This window comes from Cupriavidus sp. 10L43_2, assembly GCF_056395265.1.
Genome location: NZ_JBFTJE010000007.1, coordinates 254111 through 272715 on the forward strand (window position 1 = coordinate 254111; position 18605 = coordinate 272715).

An 18605-nucleotide genomic window follows, 5' to 3' on the forward strand; every position below is an offset into this window, starting at 1 on the left:
GCAAATGTGAACGGGAAAGTGTGGGCGACGTAGAGGGGTGTCGCGTTGGCGTCACACCGCCAACGCGATAAGCGTGTACCTAAAGAGGACAGGGAGATCAGGCGGAGGCCGCTTCGCCGCGCTCGGCAAGGATTTGCCGGATGGCCTGCTCGAATGCCTCGGGCGCCTGGCCGCCCGTGACGAGGTAGCGGTTGTCGAAAATAATCGACGGCACGGACGTGATACCCATGGCCTGGGACTGCTGCTCCTCGGTGCGGACTTCCTCGGCAAAGTCGTCGCTGTCCAACACGGCGCGTGCCGCGGCGACGTCGAGCCCGGCCGACTGTGCCGCTTCCACCAGCACGGCGTGGCTGCTCGGGTCCTTGCCCTCGCCGTGATAGGCGCGCAGCAGGGCTTCCTTCAGCGCCAGCTGCTTGGCCGGCGCCTGCTGGCCCGCCCATTCGAGCAGGCGATGGGCGTCGAAGGTGTTGTAGACCCACTCGCGCGGGCCGAAGGTGAAGCCCACCTCGGCGCCGCGCGCGCGGATCATCGTCTGGGTCTCGGCGATCTGCGCTGGCGTGCGGCCGTACTTCTTGCTGATGTAGCCGACGATGTCCTCGCCCTCGGGCCCCATCTGCGGGTTCAGTTCGAACGGATGGACGACGATCTCGGCCGCCACGGCGTCGCCCAGGCGGGAGAGTGCGACCTGGAGCGAGGACAGGCCGATCGCGCACCAGGGGCAGGCGATGTCGGAAACGAAGTCGATGCGGAGGGGTTGGGCTTGGGTCATGGCAATCCTGTTCGGCGCGCAAAAAAGCGATGACCGACAGGGTAGCCCGATTCGCCGCCCCTTGCAGGCGGCGGGTGTGACGGCGTAAGGGGGAGGGAAGGGCTAGAGCCCTGAGATTGACTGCCCGGGCACTTGCCCGTCGATGATTTCAGTGCCGGCCTGTACCGCCGCGCGGCGTGCGCCGCCGAGGCTGTCCCACTGGCGGGCGAGCATCGGGAAGACCCGGACCAGGGCCGATACCGGATCGGTCCCTTCACGGCAGATCACCACGGAGGCACTGTAGGTGCGGTCCGGGCGGCGTTCGTACCATTCGTGCGTCGCGGCATGTGTGTAGACCAGCGGGTAGATGTCGTACCCTTTGTAGCTGGCGCTCGGTGATGTGTCCATGGCCGCCTCCGGGAAAGTGGATGGGCCCACTGTACGCGCAATTCCACACCAAAACAGGCGCGCCCCGGGTTTATTTCACGTGGCTTTCCGAAAGATGCCCCGGGCGCGCTTTATGGCTGCCGGGCCTCACCCACGCGGCGATTCCTCGGCGATATTGAACTGCGCCTGCAGCGCGCGGATCTTCGGCGCCAGCGCCTCGCTGCAGGCCGCGCCGCTCTCGCCTTCCATCTTCGAGACGCTCCAGTTGCAGCCGTCGCCATCGGGCGCATTCCAGCAGACGTCGCCGAAGCAGCATCCCTTGCAGGCCGGGAGCTTTTCCTGCTCGGCGCGGATCATCGCGCGGACTTCGGCCTTGTTCTTGATCTGTCTCGACATGTCCCCTCCTGGTGGGCGTCGGGCGCCCGGTTTTGTGGTGATGGGTTAGTTATAGTGCATTCGGCGCGTTCGGATTCGCGCGGGATGGGGGGTCTGTCACCGACTTTTCACGCTGTTGTGCTAGCGTCGCGCGCTGGCGCACATCGTGTCGATCATCGACGAAGGGACAGGGGGTTTCATGCAATCCGGCATTGTCGAATCCGGCTATGGTTCCGATCCGGTGGGGCTCGTCAACGGGTTCCTGTTCGAGCCGGGGCAGCCGCCGCGCGAGATTCCATCCGCCGAGGCAGTAGCCTGGTTGCAGCGCCAGGATGCGGCGGACGCCGATCCGTCCCAGGCGCGTCCCCATGACGGGCCGTTCCTGTGGCTGCATTTCAACCTGTCGCACAGCGCCTGCGAGCGCTGGATGAAGATGCACCTCGGCCTGCCCGACGATTTCTTCGAGGCGCTGCGGCAGGGGTCGCACTCCACGCGCATCGAGCGCCAGGAAGACGCGCTGCTGGCCGTGGTCAACGACGTGATCTACAACTTCGGGGTGACCTCGACCGACATCTCCACCCTCTGGGCCAACGCCGACCACCGCCTGCTGGTGACCGCCCGGGCACGCCCGCTGCGCTCCGTGGACAAGCTGCGCGCCGCCGTGCGCCGGGGCGAGGACTTCCGCTCGCCGCTGGATCTCGTCGTGCACCTGTTGCGCGATCAGGCCGATGTGCTGGTACAGATCGTGCGTGAAACCGGGGTCAGCGTGGACCAGATCGAGGACCGCCTGCTGTCCCAGCGGCTGCAGGGCAACCGTGCCGACCTGGGCGCCATGCGGCGCGGGCTGGTGCGGCTGCAGCGCCTGCTGGCGCCCGAGCCCGGCGCGCTGTTTCGGCTGCTGAACCGCCCGCCGGCGTGGCTGCGCGAGGCCGACCTGCAGGCGCTGCGCGAGTCGACCGAGGAATTCTCGCTCGTGCTCGACGACCTAGCCGCGCTGGTGGAGCGGATCAAGCTGCTGCAGGAAGAGATCGCCGCCAAGCTCAACGAGCAGACCAACCGCACGCTGTTCACGCTGACGCTGGTGACCGTGCTGGCGCTGCCGATCAACATCGTGGCCGGCTTCTTCGGCATGAACGTGGGCGGCATTCCGCTGGCCGACCACCCGCACGGCTTCTGGGTGCTGGTGGCGGTGGTGGGCAGCTTCTCGGTGCTGGCCGGGCGATGGGCGTTCCGGAAGCAGGCGGAGTGACCTGCACCACCCACATTCATGCAATTGCCATGGGTCAGGCGTACGATATTTCGCCATAGCCGATGCAGGACATGACGGAGGATTTGCCATGGATTACAACGACGAAGCGCTGATCCGGCGCATCCACCGCGAGGTGGCGGACTACTACGACGAGGAACTGGAACTGGAGCTCGAGGACCGGGATCCTTCGGTGATCCAGAGCCTGCTGGCGCGCGAATCGGGGGGGCCCGGCGATAGCTCGGACGTCTCCGACAGCGAGGCCGAGCGCGCGGAACGTCACATGTACTTCCGCGAACTGTTCCGCCTGCAGGGCGAACTGGTGAAGCTCCAGAGCTGGGTGGTGGCCACCGGTCACAAGGTGGTGATCCTGTTCGAGGGCCGCGACGCCGCCGGCAAGGGCGGGGTGATCAAGCGCATCACGCAGCGGTTGAACCCGCGCGTGTGCCGGGTGGCCGCGCTGCCGGCGCCCAACGACCGCGAGCGCACGCAGTGGTATTTCCAGCGCTATGTGTCGCACCTGCCGGCCGCCGGCGAGATGGTGCTGTTCGACCGCAGCTGGTACAACCGCGCCGGCGTGGAGCGCGTGATGGGCTTCTGTACCGACGACCAGTACGAGGAGTTCTTCCGCTCGGTGCCGGAGTTCGAGCGCATGCTCGTGCGCTCGGGCATCCAGGTCGTCAAGTACTGGTTCTCGATCTCGGACGAGGAGCAGCACCTGCGCTTCCTGAGCCGCATCCACGATCCGCTCAAGCAGTGGAAGCTGAGCCCGATGGACCTGGAGTCCCGCCGCCGCTGGGAAGACTACACCCGGGCCAAGGAGACCATGCTCGAGCGCACCCACATTCCGGAGGCGCCGTGGTGGATCGTGCAGGCCGTGGACAAGAAGCGCGCGCGGCTGAACTGCATCCGCCACCTGCTGACGCAGATGCCGTACGTGGAGCCGTCGCAGCCGGTCATCGTGCTGCCCGAGCGCGAGCGCCATGCCGACTACAYGCGCCAGCCGGTGCCGGACTCGATGATCGTGCCGGAAGTCTACTGATCCGCCAGATCTGGCCCCAAAGCAGCAAAAACGACAGAACGCGACAAATTCTGACAAATCCCTAAAGCACGGGTGACGCCCGCCGTTAAGACAGGACGCGCCCCGGCACCCTGCCGGGGGCTCACCTATTTCTTGGGAGTGTCCTGATGCGTCGCCTTGCTGTGCGTGGTCCTGATCTGTCCCTGTTTTCGCGCGGCCTCCCCGCGCTGACCGTCCTGGCGGCGCTTGCGCTCACCGCCTGCGGCGGCGGCGGTGACGACAATGCCGCCACTACCACCACGACGCAGCAGCAGGCCGGCGACACCAACACGCCCGTAGTCCCGACGCAGCCGCTGCTGGTGACCGGCCTCGACCAGGCCTGCAGCGGCGTCCAATGCAGCGCCGCCACCAGCGCCACCTTCTCGGGCGCGGGCACCGGCATCTGGGGCCACACCAACGCCGGCGGCACCTCCGAGGACGTGCAGTTTTCGATCTCGGGCCTGCTCGGCACCTCGATCTCGCTGCTGCTGACCAACGTGAAGGACACCCTGGCGCTGATGCCGGCCGGGCTCTCCGCCAGCATGCTCGATGCCACCACGGTGACCCGCCTGTCGCCCCAGGCCCTGACCGCTGACGCCGAGGCCGAAGCCCGCCGCCGCGAGATCGCCGAATTCAACCGCACCGGCTGGGCCGAGAAGGTTGCCGCCGCGCAACCGCTGCGCCAGACGCTGGGCGTGCCGGCGCCACATGCCGTCGCCGTGCCGGGCGTGGGTTCGACGAAGTCCTGGTACCACACCGACGGCTCCACGCGCCCGGCCACGCTGCGCAAGCAGATGACCGCCACCGACGGCACCCTCGTCAACGTCTGGGTGGAAGACTCCCAGTACAACGTCGTCAACGGCATCGACTCGACCATCGTCGACGACCTGGGCGCCGCCTTCGCCGGCACGGGCAAGATCTATGACCTGCTGACGGGCATCGGCGGCGCGGTCTGGGGCGCAAACACGCATCCGGACACCGTGCTGCCCGCCGGCCAGCCGATCGACATCGTCATCCTGAATTTCGACGGCAACGGCGCCCCGGGCGGCACCGTGGGCTACTTCTGGGGCCTGCACAACCTGCTGAAGACCGCGGATTCGCGCAGCAACGAGTCGATTTCGCTGTACCTGGACAGCGAGACGCTGGCCCTGGGCGGCGCCACCGGCATGAAGGCGATGAAGATGACCATGGCGCACGAAGGGACGCACATGCAGAACTTCTACCGCCGCGCCGTGAAGATGGGCACCGCCTACGCGTACGACGACTGGCTCGAGGAAATGACGGCGATGCAGATGGAGGACTTCCTCAGCTACAGCATCGACCCGACCTACAACGCGATCCGCGATGTGCGCTTCCCGGACTTCTACCGCTACAGCGGCTTCAACTGCCCGCTGCTGACCTTCACGGGCGGCGGCACGTGCGAGAGCTACTCGGTCTCCGGCAGCTTCGGCGGCTTCCTGGACCGCCAGCTCGGGCTGCCCTTCTATAAGGATCTGCTGACGCGCCAGGTGGTGGGCTCCAAGACGGTGCTCGACCAGGCGATCCAGGCGGCCCAGCCGGGCCTGTCCTTCAACCTGGCGCTGACGCGCTGGGCGGCGACCAACGGCAGCGGCATGCCGGCGGACAAGGCGCCGACCGGCTACGGCTATCCGCGCTGGACCGACGGCACCTTCGAGCTGCCGGAGATCGACCCGGCCTCCACCGCCAATGCCGCGCTGCGCAAGCTGCCGGCGTCGGTGCCGACCTTCCTGCAGGGCCTCGGCACGCTGCCGCTGAAGCGCACGGCCACCAATGGCGTCTACAGCGACAAGGTGCGCCTGCCGGCCGGCGTGACGCTGTCCGTCGTGGCCTACTGATCGGTCCTGCCGGGTCCGATCGCTTCCCGGCATCCCCTATGACTTATAGCGGGATGCCCGGGAACGCCTCTTCGAAGGTCAGCACGGTTCCCGTCAGCGCGCCGTCGTAGCCCGGCAGCGCGTTGACGCGTTCTCGATAGGCCGCGCTGCGCATGGCCGACACCGCGCCAGCCAGCGCCGGACTGTGCAGCGCCGCCTTTCCGATCGCAAAGAAATAGYGCTCCTTGAGCACGGGCACGAATTCGAGCCCGAAGCGGCGCGCTGCCGTCTCCACGCCGAAGCCCACATCGGCCATGCCGCTGCCGATATAGGCCGCCACCGCCGCGTGCGTGAACTCCCCATTGCTGAAGCCCTCGATCCGGTTCGGGTCGATACCGCGCCGCGCCAGCATCAGCTCCAGCAGCAGCCGCGTGCCCGAGCCGACCTGCCGGTTCACGAATCGCACGTCCGGCCGGACCAGGTCTTCCAGCGTTTCCACGCAAAGCGGGTTGCCGGGCCGCACAAAGAGACCCTGGGAGCGCACGGCGAGATGGATCAGGCAATGCGTCTCGGGCCGCAGCCAGGCGGCGAAGCGGTGCAGGGTATCCTGTTCGAGTGCCCCAATCGGCACATGAAAGCCGGCCACGTCGCACGCACCCTCGGCCAGCGCCGCCGCGGCTTCCAGGCTGCCGCAGTACTTCAGGTCGTGCCGCACCTTCTGTTCGTCGAGATAGTCGCGCAGCGCCGCCACCGCGAAACCGTGGCTGGCGTAGAGCCGCACGGCCGGGTCGGTGGCATCCATCAGCTTCTTCAGTTCGATTTCCAGTTCGGACGCCAGGCTGTCCAGCGTGGGCGAGAGCCGCGCCGCGATGCGCTTGCTGGCCCACACCAACTGCTGGGCCATCGGCGTCAGGGTGGATCCCCGTCCACGTGTCTTGGCGATCAGGGCGCCGCCGAACAGCGTTTCGGCGTCGCGCAGGATGCCCCAGGCGTAGCGGTAAGACAACGACACGGCCTCGGCCGACTGGGCGATGTTGCCGGTGGCCTCGATATGGCCAAGCAGGGCCACCAGCCGTGACACATCAAGGCTGGGCGCGGCCCGCGCGGCATCGGGGGCGGCGTCGTCGCGGATCTGGAGATGGGGCTCGATCGAGATACGTAGCATATGCAGAAAATAGCATATTGAACGCCAGAAATCACGGGCTTATAGTCGCGAAAAGGCCCAAAGAGCCAGCTGCGAAACCCCGGAATATGAAATAAATAGCCTATGTGGTCCCGGGGCCAGAACGATGACAAGCACGGAGACAACCATGCCGGACATCCCCAATTCCATTACGCGCATCGTCGATGCCCGGCGCAACATGCCGGGCGCGCTGCTGCCCATCCTGCACGAGATTCAGGACAGCCACGGCTTCATTCCCGCCGATGCGGTGCCGGTCATCGCCAAGGCGTTGAATCTCTCGCGCGCCGAAGTACACGGCGTGATCACGTTCTATCACCATTTCCGCGAGCAGCCGGCGGGCCGGCACGTGGTGCAGGTCTGCCGCGCCGAGGCGTGCCAGTCCGTGGGCGCCGACGCGCTTGCTGCGCACGCCAGCCGGGCGCTGGGCTGCGGCTTCCACGAGACCACGGCCGATGGCCGCTTCACGCTGGAGCCGGTCTACTGCCTGGGCCAGTGCGCATGCGGCCCGGCGATGCTGATCGGCGAACAGCTCCACGGACGCGTCGATGCGAAGCGCTTCGACGCGCTGGTGGCGGCACTGCCTGAAGCTACCGAGGCTACCGAGGCGGAGGTCCAGGCATGAGCACGACGATCTTCGTCCCGCGCGACTCCACCGCGCTGGCCCTCGGCGCCGACGATGTGGCGCGCGCCATCGAACAGGAAGCCGCCAAGCGCGGCGCGGACGTGCGCATCGTGCGCAATGGCTCGCGCGGCCTGTTCTGGCTTGAGCCGCTGGTCGAGGTGCAGACCGACGCGGGCCGCGTGGCCTACGGGCCGGTGGCCGCCAGCGATGTGCCCGGCCTGTTCGACGCCGACTTCCTGACCGGCGGCGCGCACGCGCTGGCCCACGGCCTGACCGACGAGATCCCGTTCCTGAAGAAGCAGGAGCGGCTGACCTTCGCGCGGGTGGGCATCACCGATCCGCTCTCGCTCGACGACTACATCGCCCATGAGGGCTACGCGGGGCTGATCCGCGCGCTGGCCATGGCGCCGGCCCAGATCGTCCAGGAAGTCACCGACTCGGGCCTGCGCGGCCGGGGCGGCGCCGCGTTTCCCACCGGCATCAAGTGGAAGACCGTGCTGGGCGCGGCGTCGGACATCAAGTACATCGTCTGCAATGCCGACGAGGGCGACTCCGGCACCTTCTCCGACCGCATGGTCATGGAGGACGATCCGTTCATGCTGATCGAAGGCATGACGATCGCCGGCCTCGCCGTCGGCGCCGAGCGCGGCTATATCTATACCCGCTCCGAATACCCGCACGCGATTGCCGTGACCGAGGCGGCCATCGCCCTGGCCACGCGGGCCGGCTGGCTGGGCGATGACATTCGCGGCAGCGGCCGGCGCTTCCATCTGGAAGTGCGCAAGGGCGCTGGCGCCTATGTCTGCGGCGAGGAAACGGCGCTGCTGGAGAGCCTGGAGGGCAAGCGCGGCGTGGTGCGCGCCAAGCCGCCGCTGCCGGCCATCGAAGGGCTGTTCGGCAAGCCCACCGTCATCAACAACGTGATCTCGCTGGCCACGGTGCCGGTGATCCTGGCGCGCGGCGCCACGTTCTACCGGGACTTCGGCATGGGCCGCTCGCGCGGCACGCTGCCGTTCCAGCTGGCCGGCAACGTCCTGCAAGGCGGGCTGGTGGAGAAGGCGTTCGGCATCACGCTGCGTGAACTGCTGGTGGACTACGGCGGCGGCACGCGCAGCGGCCGGGCCATCCGCGCGGTGCAGGTCGGCGGGCCGCTGGGCGCCTACCTGCCCGAGTCGCGCTTCGACACGCCGATGGACTACGAGGCCTTCGCCGTCTTCGGCGCGGTGGTCGGCCACGGCGGCATTGTCGTGTTCGACGAGACCGTGGACATGGCCAAAATGGCCCGCTACGCCATGGAGTTCTGCGCGATCGAGTCCTGCGGCAAGTGCACGCCGTGCCGCATCGGCTCCACGCGCGGCGTGGAGGTCATCGACCGGATCATTGCCGGCGAGCAGCCGGTGAAACAGGTGGCGCTGGTGCGCGACCTCTGCGACACCATGCTCAACGGCTCGCTTTGCGCGATGGGTGGCATGACGCCGTACCCGGTGCTTTCCGCGCTGAACGAGTTTCCGGAGGATTTCGGCCTCGCGCCGAAGTCCGCCAAGGCCGCCTGAGCCGGATCAAAGAACGACGCGCCCCTCAGGGGCGCGCAGCCCTACGAAGTTTGACGGGAGACATCCCTTGAACGCACGCGACGATTTCGATTTTGGAACCCCGGCCAGCCTGTCCGAGACGCAGGTGACGCTGGAAATTGACGGCGTGGCCGTCACGGTGCCGGCCGGCACCTCGGTGATGCGGGCGGCGGCCGAGGCCGGTGTGGGCGTACCCAAGCTGTGCGCCACCGATTCGCTGAAGTCCTTCGGCTCGTGCCGGCTCTGCCTGGTGGAGATCGAGGGACGGCGCGGCTACCCGGCCTCGTGCACCACGCCGGTGGAGGCGGGCATGAAGGTCCGCACCCAGAGCGACAAGCTCGGCGACCTGCGGCGCGGCGTGATGGAACTCTATATTTCCGATCATCCGCTCGACTGCCTGACCTGCCCGACCAACGGCAACTGCGAATTGCAGGACATGGCCGGTGTGGTCGGCCTGCGCGAGGTGCGCTACAACGACGGCGCCAGCGCGGTGCCGGTGGCTACGCACACGGCGCTGACCAAGGACGAATCGAACCCGTATTTCACCTACGATGCCTCGAAGTGCATCGTCTGCAACCGCTGCGTGCGCGCCTGCGAGGAAACCCAGGGCACCTTCGCGCTGACCATCAGCGGGCGCGGCTTCGAGTCCCGCGTGGCGGCCGGCACGAGCCAGTCGTTCATGGAGTCTGACTGCGTGTCCTGCGGCGCCTGCGTGCAGGCCTGCCCGACGGCCACGCTGACCGAGACGTCGGTCATCAAGCTGGGGCAGGCATCGCACAGCACCGTGACCACCTGCGCCTATTGCGGCGTGGGCTGCTCGTTCAAGGCCGAGATGAAGGGCAACGAGGTCGTGCGCATGGTGCCGTACAAGGACGGCCAGGCCAACGAGGGCCACGCCTGCGTGAAGGGCCGCTTCGCCTGGGGATACGCCACGCACAAGGACCGCATCCTCAAGCCGATGATCCGGGCGAAGATCACCGACCCGTGGCGCGAAGTGTCGTGGGAGGAAGCCATCGGCTACGCGGCCTCGCAGTTCAAGCGTATCCAGGCCGAGCACGGCAAGGATTCGATCGGCGGTATCGTCTCGTCGCGCTGCACCAACGAGGAAGGCTATCTGGTGCAGAAGCTCGTGCGCGCGGCCTTCGGCAATAACAACGTCGATACCTGCGCCCGGGTTTGCCACTCGCCCACCGGCTATGGCCTGAAGACCACGCTGGGCGAGTCCGCCGGCACGCAGACCTTCCGCTCGGTGGCCAAGGCTGATGTGATCATGGTCATCGGCGCCAATCCGACCGACGGCCACCCGGTGTTCGCCTCGCGCATGAAGAAGCGCCTGCGCGCCGGCGCCAGGCTGATCGTGGCCGATCCGCGCCGCATCGATCTGGTCGATTCGCCGCACATCCGCGCCGACTTCCACCTGCAACTGCGCCCGGGCACCAACGTGGCGCTGGTCACGTCGATGGCGCACGTCATCGTCACCGAAGGGCTGCTGGCCGAGGCGTTCATCGCCGAGCGTTGCGAGGATCGCGCGTTCCAGCAGTGGCGCGACTTCGTGGCGCTGCCCGAGAACTCGCCCGAGGCCATGGAAGCCGTGACCGGCGTCCCGGCCGGGACGCTGCGCGGCGCTGCCCGCCTCTACGCCACGGGCGGCAATGCGGCGATCTACTACGGGCTCGGCGTGACCGAGCACGCGCAGGGCTCGACCACGGTGATGGGCATCGCCAACCTCGCCATGGCCACCGGCAACATCGGCCGCGAAGGCGTGGGCGTGAACCCGCTGCGCGGGCAGAACAACGTGCAGGGTTCGTGCGACATCGGCTCCTTCCCGCATGAACTGCCGGGCTATCGCCATGTGTCCGATTCGACGGTGCGCGGCGCCTTCGAGGCCGCCTGGAATGTCGAGATCAACCCGGAGCCGGGCCTGCGCATCCCGAACATGTTCGAGGCGGCGCTGACCGGTTCGTTCAAGGGGCTGTACTGCCAGGGCGAGGACATCGTGCAGTCGGACCCGAACACGCAACACGTGTCCGAGGCGCTGTCGTCGATGGAATGCATCGTCGTGCAGGACATCTTCCTGAACGAGACCGCCAAGTACGCCCACGTGTTCCTGCCGGGTTCGTCGTTCCTGGAGAAGGACGGCACGTTCACCAACGCGGAGCGCCGTATCTCGCGCGTGCGCAAGGTCATGCCCCCGAAGGGCGGTTATGCYGACTGGGAGGCCACCATCCTGCTGGCCAAYGCGCTKGGCTACCCGATGCACTACAACCATCCGTCCGAGATCATGGACGAGATCGCGCGGCTCACGCCGACCTTCTCGGGCGTGAGCTACCAGAAGCTCGACGCGCTGGGCAGCATCCAGTGGCCGTGCAACGCCGACGCGCCGACCGGCACGCCGACCATGCACGTCGATGCCTTCGTGCGCGGCAAGGGCAAGTTCATCATCACCAAGTACGTGGCGACCGACGAGCGCGTCAATCGCAAATACCCGCTGATCCTGACCACGGGGCGCATCCTGTCGCAATACAACGTGGGCGCCCAGACGCGGCGCACCCACAACGTGCACTGGCACGACGAGGACCGGCTGGAGATCCATCCGCACGATGCCGAGGAGCGTGGCATCAAGGACGACGACTGGGTGGGCGTGCAGAGCCGCGCGGGCGAGACGGTGCTGCGCGCCATCGTCAGCGAGCGGATGCAGCCGGGCGTGGTGTACACCACGTTCCACTTCCCCGAGTCCGGCGCCAACGTGATCACCACGGACAACTCGGACTGGGCCACCAACTGCCCCGAGTACAAGGTGACGGCGGTGCAGGTGATGCCGGTGGCGCAGCCGTCGTCCTGGCAGCGCGAGTACGAGGCGTTCAACCGCGAGCAGCTGGCGCACCTGCGCGCGGCCAGCGAGCCGGTGCAGGCGTCGGCGGAGTAGGGCGATGAAGCGCTGCATGCCGCCACACGAGACCGCGCCGGATGAGGCGGGGGAATTCCCAGCGACCCAGCAGTCGATGGCGGTGACGCGCTGGCGCGGCGGGGAAGCGATGGCGGCGACAGCCGAGATCGACCATATCGCCGAGGAAGTGCCCGTGGCGCTGGAGTACAACGGCGTCTCGCACGCGGTGATGCTGGCCACGCCGGCCGATCTGGAGGACTTCGCGCTGGGCTTCAGCCTGAGCGAGGGCATCGTGGCGGCGCCGCGCGACATCTACGGCATCGAGGTGGTCACGCGCCCGAACGGCGTGGCCGTGGAGATCGAGATCGCCAGCGAGGCCTTCGTGGCGTTGAAGGCGCGGCGCCGCGCGCTGGCCGGCCGTACGGGCTGCGGGCTGTGCGGCACCGAATCGCTCGACGAGGTCATGCGGGCGCCGCACGCGGTGCAGAGCGAGGCGTCCTTCGACCCGGCCGTGCTGCACGCCGCCTTCGCCCAGTTGCAGCGCCGTCAGGCCCTGCTGCGCGACACCGGCGCCACGCACGCGGCGGGCTGGCTGCGCGCCGATGGCGAGGTATCGCTGGTGCGCGAGGACGTGGGCCGGCACAACGCGCTGGACAAGCTGGCGGGCGCCCTGGCCCGTTCGGACGAGGATATCGGGCGCGGCGCGGTCATCGTGACCAGCCGCGCGAGCTATGAGATGGTGCTGAAGACGGCCGCCATCGGGGCGGGGGTGCTGGCAGCGGTGTCCGGCCCCACCGCGCTGGCGGTGCGCCTGGCCGGGACGGCCGGCGTCACGCTGGCGGGATTCGTGCGCGCGGGCGGCCTGGTCGCCTACGCGCATCCACATCGACTACGGATGGCTTAGACCTGTCATGCACATCGACAACCTGATCAAGATGGCTAACCAGATCGGCGGCTTCTTCGAAGCCATGCCGGACCGCGACGAGGCGCTGGCCGACATCGCCAGCCACCTGAAGCGCTTCTGGGAGCCGCGCATGCGGCGCGCACTGCTGGCACACGTGGACGCGACGGATGGGGGCGAAGGGCTCATCCCCATCGTGCAGGCGGCGGTGGCGCGGCATCGGGAGAAGCTGGAGATTACGTTGCGGGCCCCGATGGTCACTGCCGTCCCATGAAGATGCGCGACGGCATGACGAAGTCGCGCAGCGCCAGCATCTCCAGCGGCCCCTGGCCGACTTCCGTACGCATCAGATAGCGCAGCGGATAGACCATGTCGGCAGGCGGCGGTTGCTTCGCTGCGCGTGGCGTCAGGCTGTCCGGATCGGACGCGGCGGGGTCGTGCAATCCGGCCGGGCGGGTATCCGGTATCCCTTGCCAGGTCAGCTGATAGGTCGCGCTGTCCAGCGGCTCGATCTGCGCACGCTCCAGCATCCGCAACCAACCCCAGCGGCCCCCGAACTCATAGTGCTTGTTGGTGCCCGCGCGTTCGGCTTGCCATTGCAGCCGGGTGCCCGGCTCCTGCGCGAGATTGGCCGGCCAGCGCATGGCCTGCCAGCGCTCCTGCTGGTTGTAGTAATGCAGCGTCTGGCTATCGAGGGTCAGCAAGGTGTCGGTGAGCCCCGGGGACGGGATGGGCTTGATCTCGAAGCGATACGCAGGCTCACCGTCCACCAGCATATGCGCCGCAACGCGCTGCAGGGTATTGATTGCCTTGAGGAAGGCCGGATCGAAGGCTAGAGCGGACTGCCCGCCGGCATCTCCTCTGCCAGCCGTAGGGATCCATTGATCCCCCTGCAACGCCAGCACACCCGCCAACTGCGTACCGAGGAACGTGCCGATCAGCCCGGTCTGCGGGCGCAGGAAGCGCGTCAGTTCCGGCAGCGAGGCATCGTTGGCGCTGTCGGCGAACGGATAGCGCCCGGCGAACGATCGTCCCCACGCCATCGCGATGCCTTGCCGCCAGGCATCGTTCAGGCTCGCCTGGGCGGGCTGCAGCACGGTCTGCGTGGCCTGGGCGATGGGCTGCACGAACAGCGCCTCCCCCATACCCGCCCATTGGCTGCCAAGGCTGGCGGCCATCAGCTGCGCGTAGGACTGGGTATCGGCCAGTTCCGAGCCTTTGCCCTGGAACAGCGCCTGCGCCATTTGCCGGGCCTGCGCATCGGCATCGGCGCTGTGGCTGATCTGCTGCAGCCGTAGCCGGAGCGCGGTGGCGCGGTCGAGGAAGCGTTGCAGGCTCAGGTCGTCATTGGCGCTTTGGCCTGACGCCTGCGCCATCAGCCGGAGGACCGGGCCAAAGGCGGCGCGGAGCGGCCCCGCCGGCTCCGGTCTGGCGGCCTCGGGGCCTGCCGCCTTCTTGCCGAGCAGATCCTGCGCCTTGGCCACCAGCGTGTCCGACAGGGAATGCTTGCGCGCGCCAGCGCCGCCCTGGTATTCGAGCGATGTCATCAGCGCGATCACCGGCGACTGGCGTGCGTCGGCCATCAGCTTGAGTTGGTCGATGGCGGCGGGAAGCGTTGGCGCCGGCGCCCATTGCAGGCTGTTCATGAAGCCCTGCCAGTGTTCTGCGTAGTCCGCGAAATACTGTGCGGTCAGGGCGGCCTGCAGGGCATCGGCCGAGCGGCCCGCCGGCTGCTCGGCGTCCTGCGGCTTGCTGTCGGTCAACACCCAATCGCGGGCAATCTCCGTGCGTCTGGCAGCGGCCGCGATGGCGGGGGCGATATGGCCCTCGTACGCCTGTCGGGTGAAGATGCCCGGCACGACGGCCGTCGTGCGGACCAGTCCGCGCGGATCAGTGCCTGTTGTCAACGACGCCAGGGTCTGGTCAGGATACCGGTTGCCGTTGTGGGTGCCGAAGGCGTCCAGGATGCCCTGGTAGATCGTGCTTTCGGCGTTGCGCTCCCCGATGACCGCCAGCAGCGTCTGACGCGCGCCATTCACCAGTTCCGGCTGGGGATCGATGCGCCAGTCCGGCTTGGCAGGTAGTTGCGTGGCGTAGAACCCGAGCAGGCGTTCGGCGAGATCGTCCCGTTCGCCCGGCGTGAGCCGCGCATCGGTGGACCAGTGTCGCACCAACTGCGGGGCGAGGAAGCCCGGCTCGGCCCGATCGGTTTGGGCCAGCATCAGATAGGCCTTGAGTGCTTGCTGACCATCCAGTGCTCGCTGGCTGGTCAGTTCGTCCAGCGTGTCCGTGCGCATCTGCGCAAGGTCGGCGAGCGAAGCTTCCAGATTCTGCTCCACGGGCAGGGTGAGCAACTGGCGAGCGGCGTGCGAGTAGGGCTTCCACAGCGCTTCGAGGATCGTCGCATCGCGATTCAGGCCGAAACGTGTCGTCAGTGCGGCGTGATGCTTGGCGCGGTGTTCGTAGCGTTCGATCTGCCGTTGCAGGACAAGCAGCGCACGCAGGCTGGCGGCCGTGTCGGGCGCCGAGCGGAGGTTGTCGACGGCCCGCTGTGCGGCGTGCGCGTCCCGCCCGTTCTGCACGCCGGACACCAGCATGCCGGCGCTCCACAGGCCAATGGCCGTCAGGACCGCGACGGTGCAAACCGTGACCGGGTGCCAGCCGATACGCCTGCCGGGATGCCGCCGGGCGGTTTCGGCGAGGTGTTGCCAGAGCGGCAGTTCGATGCCGGGACCCTCGGCTGCATCGGCGTTCGGATAGGAGGCGAACATGATGCCGCGCAGCGGGATGCGCCGCCGCTGACCGGTCGCTAATCCGCCCAGCCAGTCGGCAAGGATCTCGGCGCGGGTGTCGAGGCGGGCGGACAGTTCGCCCATGTGGCGATCGCGGTTGTCGTGGATCAGTTGTGCGACGCTGCGATCCGAGAGCTGGTTGCGCAGGGATTGGAGCGCCTGGCTGATGGCGGCTGTGTTTGCTGGTGCTGCCAGGTCGCAGCCGCTGACCGGGGAATGGGCACAGTCCTGGGCGACATCGAGCAGGTACACCGGAGCGGACCAGCGTAGTGTCTCGGCGATACGGATCAAGGTGGCACGGTACGCATGGGCGCCAAGGCGTAGCGCAGTCGGGTCCGCAGTGCCGTCGATAGTCAGCACAACCGCATCGACCGGTCGATGGCGGCGTAACGTCGACAGTTGTTTGAGCCACGCCGCGTCGGGACGCCCGTCCTTGTCGACCTTGCTCCACAGCAGCACGGCGTCCTGCGTGAACATCCATCCGGTCTCAACCAGTGCAGGCAGCAGTCGACCGATCGTCGTGTCATCGCCGGTCACCAGCAGCCAGGGCTGACGGTACCGCCAACGTCGGCCATGGATCGCCTGCAGTTCACTGCGCAAGCGGCTCAATGGCTCGCCAACCGGCGCAACATCCTCAGGTGGCGGGCCGAGCTCAGCCGAGCCGATATCGTGCATCGCAGCCTTCCGGCTAGCGCGCCTGACCAGCGTGACATGTGCAAGGGCCGCAAGCAGAAAAAAGATCACGAGGCCGCAGATGGCAAGCAACCGCTGCGCCGAAGTCGTCAGACCCAGGACCTCGCCTTTCCCAAGCACGAACAGTCCGGCAGCGACGAGCAATGCAAAAAGAGCAACCAGCGTGTAATTCAATCGCATAAGGAAACCGGTCTCAAGTTCGTGGGCCAACCACCGCGAGCGTCATGGCGTCAGCCTCGGCGATGCTCAGCAATTGCTTCTGCCCGGAGGCCAGCGCGTGAGCCGAGGCAAGGGCCACGCATAACCATGGCGCAGCCGCGCCCGCTGACCCGATGCGAAGATCGACGTCATGTTGGCCTTTCAGTTCGGGCGTCATGAGCACACCCACCCCTTGGCGATCGAGATGGGCCGCCAATCCCCGCTGCATGGGCGCCGCCGAGCCACCGGACATCCACTGGTCCCTGACGTCGACACCGTCCGAACGGCTCCACAGCAGTACCTGACGGAGCCCCTGTCCCAAATCCTTGTCATCGTGCCGTTCCGGCCGGTAGAGCAGGGTCTGGCTCACTAGCCGCTTCTGAGCAACCAACGGCGAGGCGGCGAACATCAGGATGGCGCCGGCTTCCGCCGCGCCGGCAACCGGCGGCGGGTGGAGCAGTGGATTCAGTTGCACCACGCAAAGGAGGTGGACGGCGTCCGTCGCGAAATCGGGCGCGCCGTCGAGCCAGCCGTCGACCGCGATCAGGTCCGGAACGCCTGCGTTGAACTCGGTTCGCACGGCCTCCCCGAGCCCTTGCGTGTGCCATGTGTCGTGCCAGATGGTTTCGACTTCCGCAGTCGCAAGCTGCGCCTCGACGCAAACCTGAATGACCAGCCGGGTACGCTCAGGCAACGCGCGGACCTCCGGGGCAATCTGCCGCTGCAGCGAGCCGAACACGTATGGCAACAGGTCGCGGTGCCGCGCTACATCAGCCTGGTCATCGCCGGCCCGCCACGCGTAACCGGCCGGCTCGATCCAGCGCGCGACGATGGCCTCGCCATCGCCCGCAAAGCGGCTTCGCGGCGCGAGCTCCAGCGCCCGCTCCACTACCGCCGCGACGGTGTTCTCGTGCGCCTGCGCGGAAAAGAGGAAGCCGGCGCCCAGGACGTGCAGCGGGACCCCGGCTTTGCGGCACACCGCGTCCTGATAGTCACGCCGCGCCGCGGGGTCTTCGGCGCGCGTCCGCTGGGTCTGCAGCACCCCGAGATAGCTGAAGAACAGCATCGCCCACACGATAACCGGGAACGCTGCAACGCAAGTCCAGAACCAGAGCGTTTGCGTGGGCTCGCCCTCCGGCCAGAGGCGGAGGGCAACCAAGGCACCGCCGCCACCGATCATGGCAAGCAGGAACAGCCAGGGAAGCCACGCAGGCTTGAGCGGTCGGACCTCGCGCTCAGGCGCAATGCGCCGCAGATCGTAGGCCATCAGCGGCTTCCTATCGCCCCGCTGGACGAAAGCAGTATCGCGCCGCACAGCGTCTTGTGCCCATGAAAGGCAAGCGGCAGGTTGCCGTCCAGCATCTTCCCGTTGCCTTCCGCGATGGCATTCTCGCCGCAGCGAGGGCAGGAAACCCTGTCGGACTGACGCGCGACAGGGCGTCCGTTAAACGAAACACGTGACGAGCCCGTGAGCACCTTGCCGCCATGGCTGGTGTCGTCACCCACATAGATTGCATTTGGCATGCTGCTTCCTTTGACAGTTGAAGGAACCGTTCGCATTGAGGAACGACGGCATGTGCCGTGATACCCGTCACCCTCCCGACATCGTTCGCGCAGCATCCATAAAGTTCTTCACCCCCCACCACGCCGACATCACAGCGAAGAGAAGCGCGACGATGCGAAACGCTGTGCCGGATTTCTTCGCCAGCCGCTCGTCTGACGCCCGCTCCTGAATCCCGCTCGCGTTCGGATCGCGTCTTGTCTCGTCAGTCTTCATCTCTTTGTCCGCCTTGTAGTCATTGCCACTCATTTCGCAAAGTCCTTACTCTGTGTCTTCGGTGCTGAACGCCGCCATTCTTGCTTCGACATCCCTTGAATCAGCCGCTTGTGAACGTCTTCAGCGATACCCCTCTGGATTCGTGCTCGAATCACGCACGTACGGATCGCCTGGCATGATTCGGCAGGCGGCTTCGACATCGGCGGGCCAGAGTGGCACTTTGCTTGTGGCGCGGTGGACAAGACGGCCAATAAAGAAGAAGACGTGGAATGGGGACATGAACCACTTGAGGATAGGGTTCGATGCGTCTCTCGACACCAGCGCTATCCA

Annotated in this window: 16 protein-coding genes and 1 pseudogene; 8 read left to right on the forward strand and 9 right to left on the reverse strand. The window is 67.3% G+C overall.

What is annotated here, in order from left to right; genetic code table 11:
* Positions 1 to 97: 97 nt before the first annotated feature.
* The 3 genes from AC1DEL_RS13255 to AC1DEL_RS13265 form a co-directional block, all read right to left on the reverse strand.
* A complete protein-coding gene (locus tag AC1DEL_RS13255) occupies positions 98 to 769 on the reverse strand; it encodes a DsbA family oxidoreductase (RefSeq protein WP_477125838.1) in 672 nt (223 codons plus the stop codon).
* Positions 770 to 871: 102 nt separating this feature from the next.
* The gene (locus AC1DEL_RS13260; RefSeq protein ID WP_092298104.1) at positions 872 to 1156 is read right to left on the reverse strand and encodes a hypothetical protein; all 285 of its coding nucleotides are present in this window, start codon (positions 1154 to 1156) and stop codon (positions 872 to 874) included.
* Positions 1157 to 1282: 126 nt separating this feature from the next.
* Positions 1283 to 1531, reverse strand: a complete 249-nt coding sequence (locus tag AC1DEL_RS13265; RefSeq protein WP_441591804.1) for a hypothetical protein — start codon at positions 1529 to 1531, stop codon at positions 1283 to 1285.
* A gap of 178 nt (positions 1532 to 1709) precedes the next feature.
* On the opposite strand from AC1DEL_RS13265, the gene AC1DEL_RS13270 reads away from it, so the two are divergent.
* The 3 genes from AC1DEL_RS13270 to AC1DEL_RS13280 all read left to right on the forward strand — a co-directional run bounded on the left by AC1DEL_RS13270 (position 1710) and on the right by AC1DEL_RS13280 (position 5672).
* Complete coding sequence (locus AC1DEL_RS13270) at positions 1710 to 2759, forward strand: transporter (protein ID WP_092298439.1); 1050 nt, start codon at positions 1710 to 1712, stop codon at positions 2757 to 2759.
* An 88-nt stretch (positions 2760 to 2847) separates the two neighbouring features.
* On the forward strand, positions 2848 to 3798 hold the full coding sequence (gene ppk2, locus AC1DEL_RS13275) for a polyphosphate kinase 2 (protein WP_477159097.1): 951 nt from the start codon (positions 2848 to 2850) through the stop codon (positions 3796 to 3798).
* Positions 3799 to 3944: 146 nt separating this feature from the next.
* The gene (locus AC1DEL_RS13280) at positions 3945 to 5672 is read left to right on the forward strand and encodes a M30 family zinc metallopeptidase (RefSeq protein WP_477125839.1); all 1728 of its coding nucleotides are present in this window, start codon (positions 3945 to 3947) and stop codon (positions 5670 to 5672) included.
* A gap of 43 nt (positions 5673 to 5715) precedes the next feature.
* Here AC1DEL_RS13280 and AC1DEL_RS13285 read toward each other — a convergent pair whose 3' ends face one another.
* On the reverse strand, positions 5716 to 6816 hold the full coding sequence (locus AC1DEL_RS13285; protein ID WP_477159098.1) for a substrate-binding domain-containing protein: 1101 nt from the start codon (positions 6814 to 6816) through the stop codon (positions 5716 to 5718).
* A 145-nt stretch (positions 6817 to 6961) separates the two neighbouring features.
* On the opposite strand from AC1DEL_RS13285, the gene AC1DEL_RS13290 reads away from it, so the two are divergent.
* The 5 genes from AC1DEL_RS13290 to AC1DEL_RS13310 all read left to right on the forward strand — a co-directional run bounded on the left by AC1DEL_RS13290 (position 6962) and on the right by AC1DEL_RS13310 (position 13089).
* Positions 6962 to 7456, forward strand: a complete 495-nt coding sequence (locus AC1DEL_RS13290; protein WP_092298119.1) for a formate dehydrogenase subunit gamma — start codon at positions 6962 to 6964, stop codon at positions 7454 to 7456.
* Positions 7453 to 9009 carry a formate dehydrogenase beta subunit gene (locus AC1DEL_RS13295; RefSeq protein WP_477125840.1) on the forward strand — a complete coding sequence of 519 codons (1557 nt, stop codon included), beginning with the start codon at positions 7453 to 7455 and terminating at the stop codon, positions 9007 to 9009. The genes AC1DEL_RS13290 and AC1DEL_RS13295 overlap by 4 nt, the downstream gene beginning before the upstream one ends.
* Positions 9010 to 9076: 67 nt before the next feature.
* On the forward strand, positions 9077 to 11953 hold the full coding sequence (fdhF, locus tag AC1DEL_RS13300) for a formate dehydrogenase subunit alpha (RefSeq protein ID WP_092298125.1): 2877 nt from the start codon (positions 9077 to 9079) through the stop codon (positions 11951 to 11953).
* A gap of 4 nt (positions 11954 to 11957) precedes the next feature.
* On the forward strand, positions 11958 to 12818 hold the full coding sequence (fdhD, locus tag AC1DEL_RS13305; RefSeq protein WP_092298128.1) for a formate dehydrogenase accessory sulfurtransferase FdhD: 861 nt from the start codon (positions 11958 to 11960) through the stop codon (positions 12816 to 12818).
* Positions 12819 to 12825: 7 nt separating this feature from the next.
* Positions 12826 to 13089, forward strand: coding sequence for a formate dehydrogenase subunit delta (locus AC1DEL_RS13310; protein WP_092298131.1), 264 nt, complete (start codon positions 12826 to 12828; stop codon positions 13087 to 13089).
* On the opposite strand, the gene AC1DEL_RS13315 is transcribed toward AC1DEL_RS13310, so the two are convergent.
* The 5 genes and pseudogenes from AC1DEL_RS13315 to AC1DEL_RS13335 form a co-directional block, all read right to left on the reverse strand.
* Positions 13073 to 16480: an ImcF-related family protein gene (locus tag AC1DEL_RS13315; protein ID WP_477125841.1), complete on the reverse strand. Its 3408-nt coding sequence runs from the start codon at positions 16478 to 16480 to the stop codon at positions 13073 to 13075. The two genes, AC1DEL_RS13310 and AC1DEL_RS13315, sit on opposite strands and share 17 nt — an antisense overlap.
* A gap of 13 nt (positions 16481 to 16493) precedes the next feature.
* A complete protein-coding gene (locus AC1DEL_RS13320; protein WP_477125842.1) occupies positions 16494 to 17765 on the reverse strand; it encodes a hypothetical protein in 1272 nt (423 codons plus the stop codon).
* Complete coding sequence (locus tag AC1DEL_RS13325; RefSeq protein WP_454756841.1) at positions 17765 to 18022, reverse strand: PAAR domain-containing protein; 258 nt, start codon at positions 18020 to 18022, stop codon at positions 17765 to 17767. The genes AC1DEL_RS13320 and AC1DEL_RS13325 overlap by 1 nt, the downstream gene beginning before the upstream one ends.
* 67 nt (positions 18023 to 18089) lie before the next feature.
* On the reverse strand, positions 18090 to 18308 hold the full coding sequence (locus tag AC1DEL_RS13330) for a hypothetical protein (protein WP_477125843.1): 219 nt from the start codon (positions 18306 to 18308) through the stop codon (positions 18090 to 18092).
* 87 nt (positions 18309 to 18395) lie between these two features.
* Positions 18396 to 18605: pseudogene (locus AC1DEL_RS13335) on the reverse strand (DUF6708 domain-containing protein); the annotation flags it as partial.

Coding starts and splice junctions, on each gene's coding strand:
- AC1DEL_RS13255 (WP_477125838.1), bottom strand. CDS start 769: ATGACCCAAGCCCAACCCCTCCGCATCGACTTCGTTTCCGACATCGCC.
- AC1DEL_RS13260 (WP_092298104.1), bottom strand. CDS start 1,156: ATGGACACATCACCGAGCGCCAGCTACAAAGGGTACGACATCTACCCG.
- AC1DEL_RS13265 (WP_441591804.1), bottom strand. CDS start 1,531: ATGTCGAGACAGATCAAGAACAAGGCCGAAGTCCGCGCGATGATCCGC.
- AC1DEL_RS13270 (WP_092298439.1), top strand. CDS start 1,710: ATGCAATCCGGCATTGTCGAATCCGGCTATGGTTCCGATCCGGTGGGG.
- AC1DEL_RS13280 (WP_477125839.1), top strand. CDS start 3,945: ATGCGTCGCCTTGCTGTGCGTGGTCCTGATCTGTCCCTGTTTTCGCGC.
- AC1DEL_RS13290 (WP_092298119.1), top strand. CDS start 6,962: ATGCCGGACATCCCCAATTCCATTACGCGCATCGTCGATGCCCGGCGC.
- AC1DEL_RS13295 (WP_477125840.1), top strand. CDS start 7,453: ATGAGCACGACGATCTTCGTCCCGCGCGACTCCACCGCGCTGGCCCTC.
- fdhD (WP_092298128.1), top strand. CDS start 11,958: ATGAAGCGCTGCATGCCGCCACACGAGACCGCGCCGGATGAGGCGGGG.
- AC1DEL_RS13310 (WP_092298131.1), top strand. CDS start 12,826: ATGCACATCGACAACCTGATCAAGATGGCTAACCAGATCGGCGGCTTC.
- AC1DEL_RS13315 (WP_477125841.1), bottom strand. CDS start 16,480: ATGCGATTGAATTACACGCTGGTTGCTCTTTTTGCATTGCTCGTCGCT.
- AC1DEL_RS13320 (WP_477125842.1), bottom strand. CDS start 17,765: ATGGCCTACGATCTGCGGCGCATTGCGCCTGAGCGCGAGGTCCGACCG.
- AC1DEL_RS13325 (WP_454756841.1), bottom strand. CDS start 18,022: ATGCCAAATGCAATCTATGTGGGTGACGACACCAGCCATGGCGGCAAG.
- AC1DEL_RS13330 (WP_477125843.1), bottom strand. CDS start 18,308: ATGAGTGGCAATGACTACAAGGCGGACAAAGAGATGAAGACTGACGAG.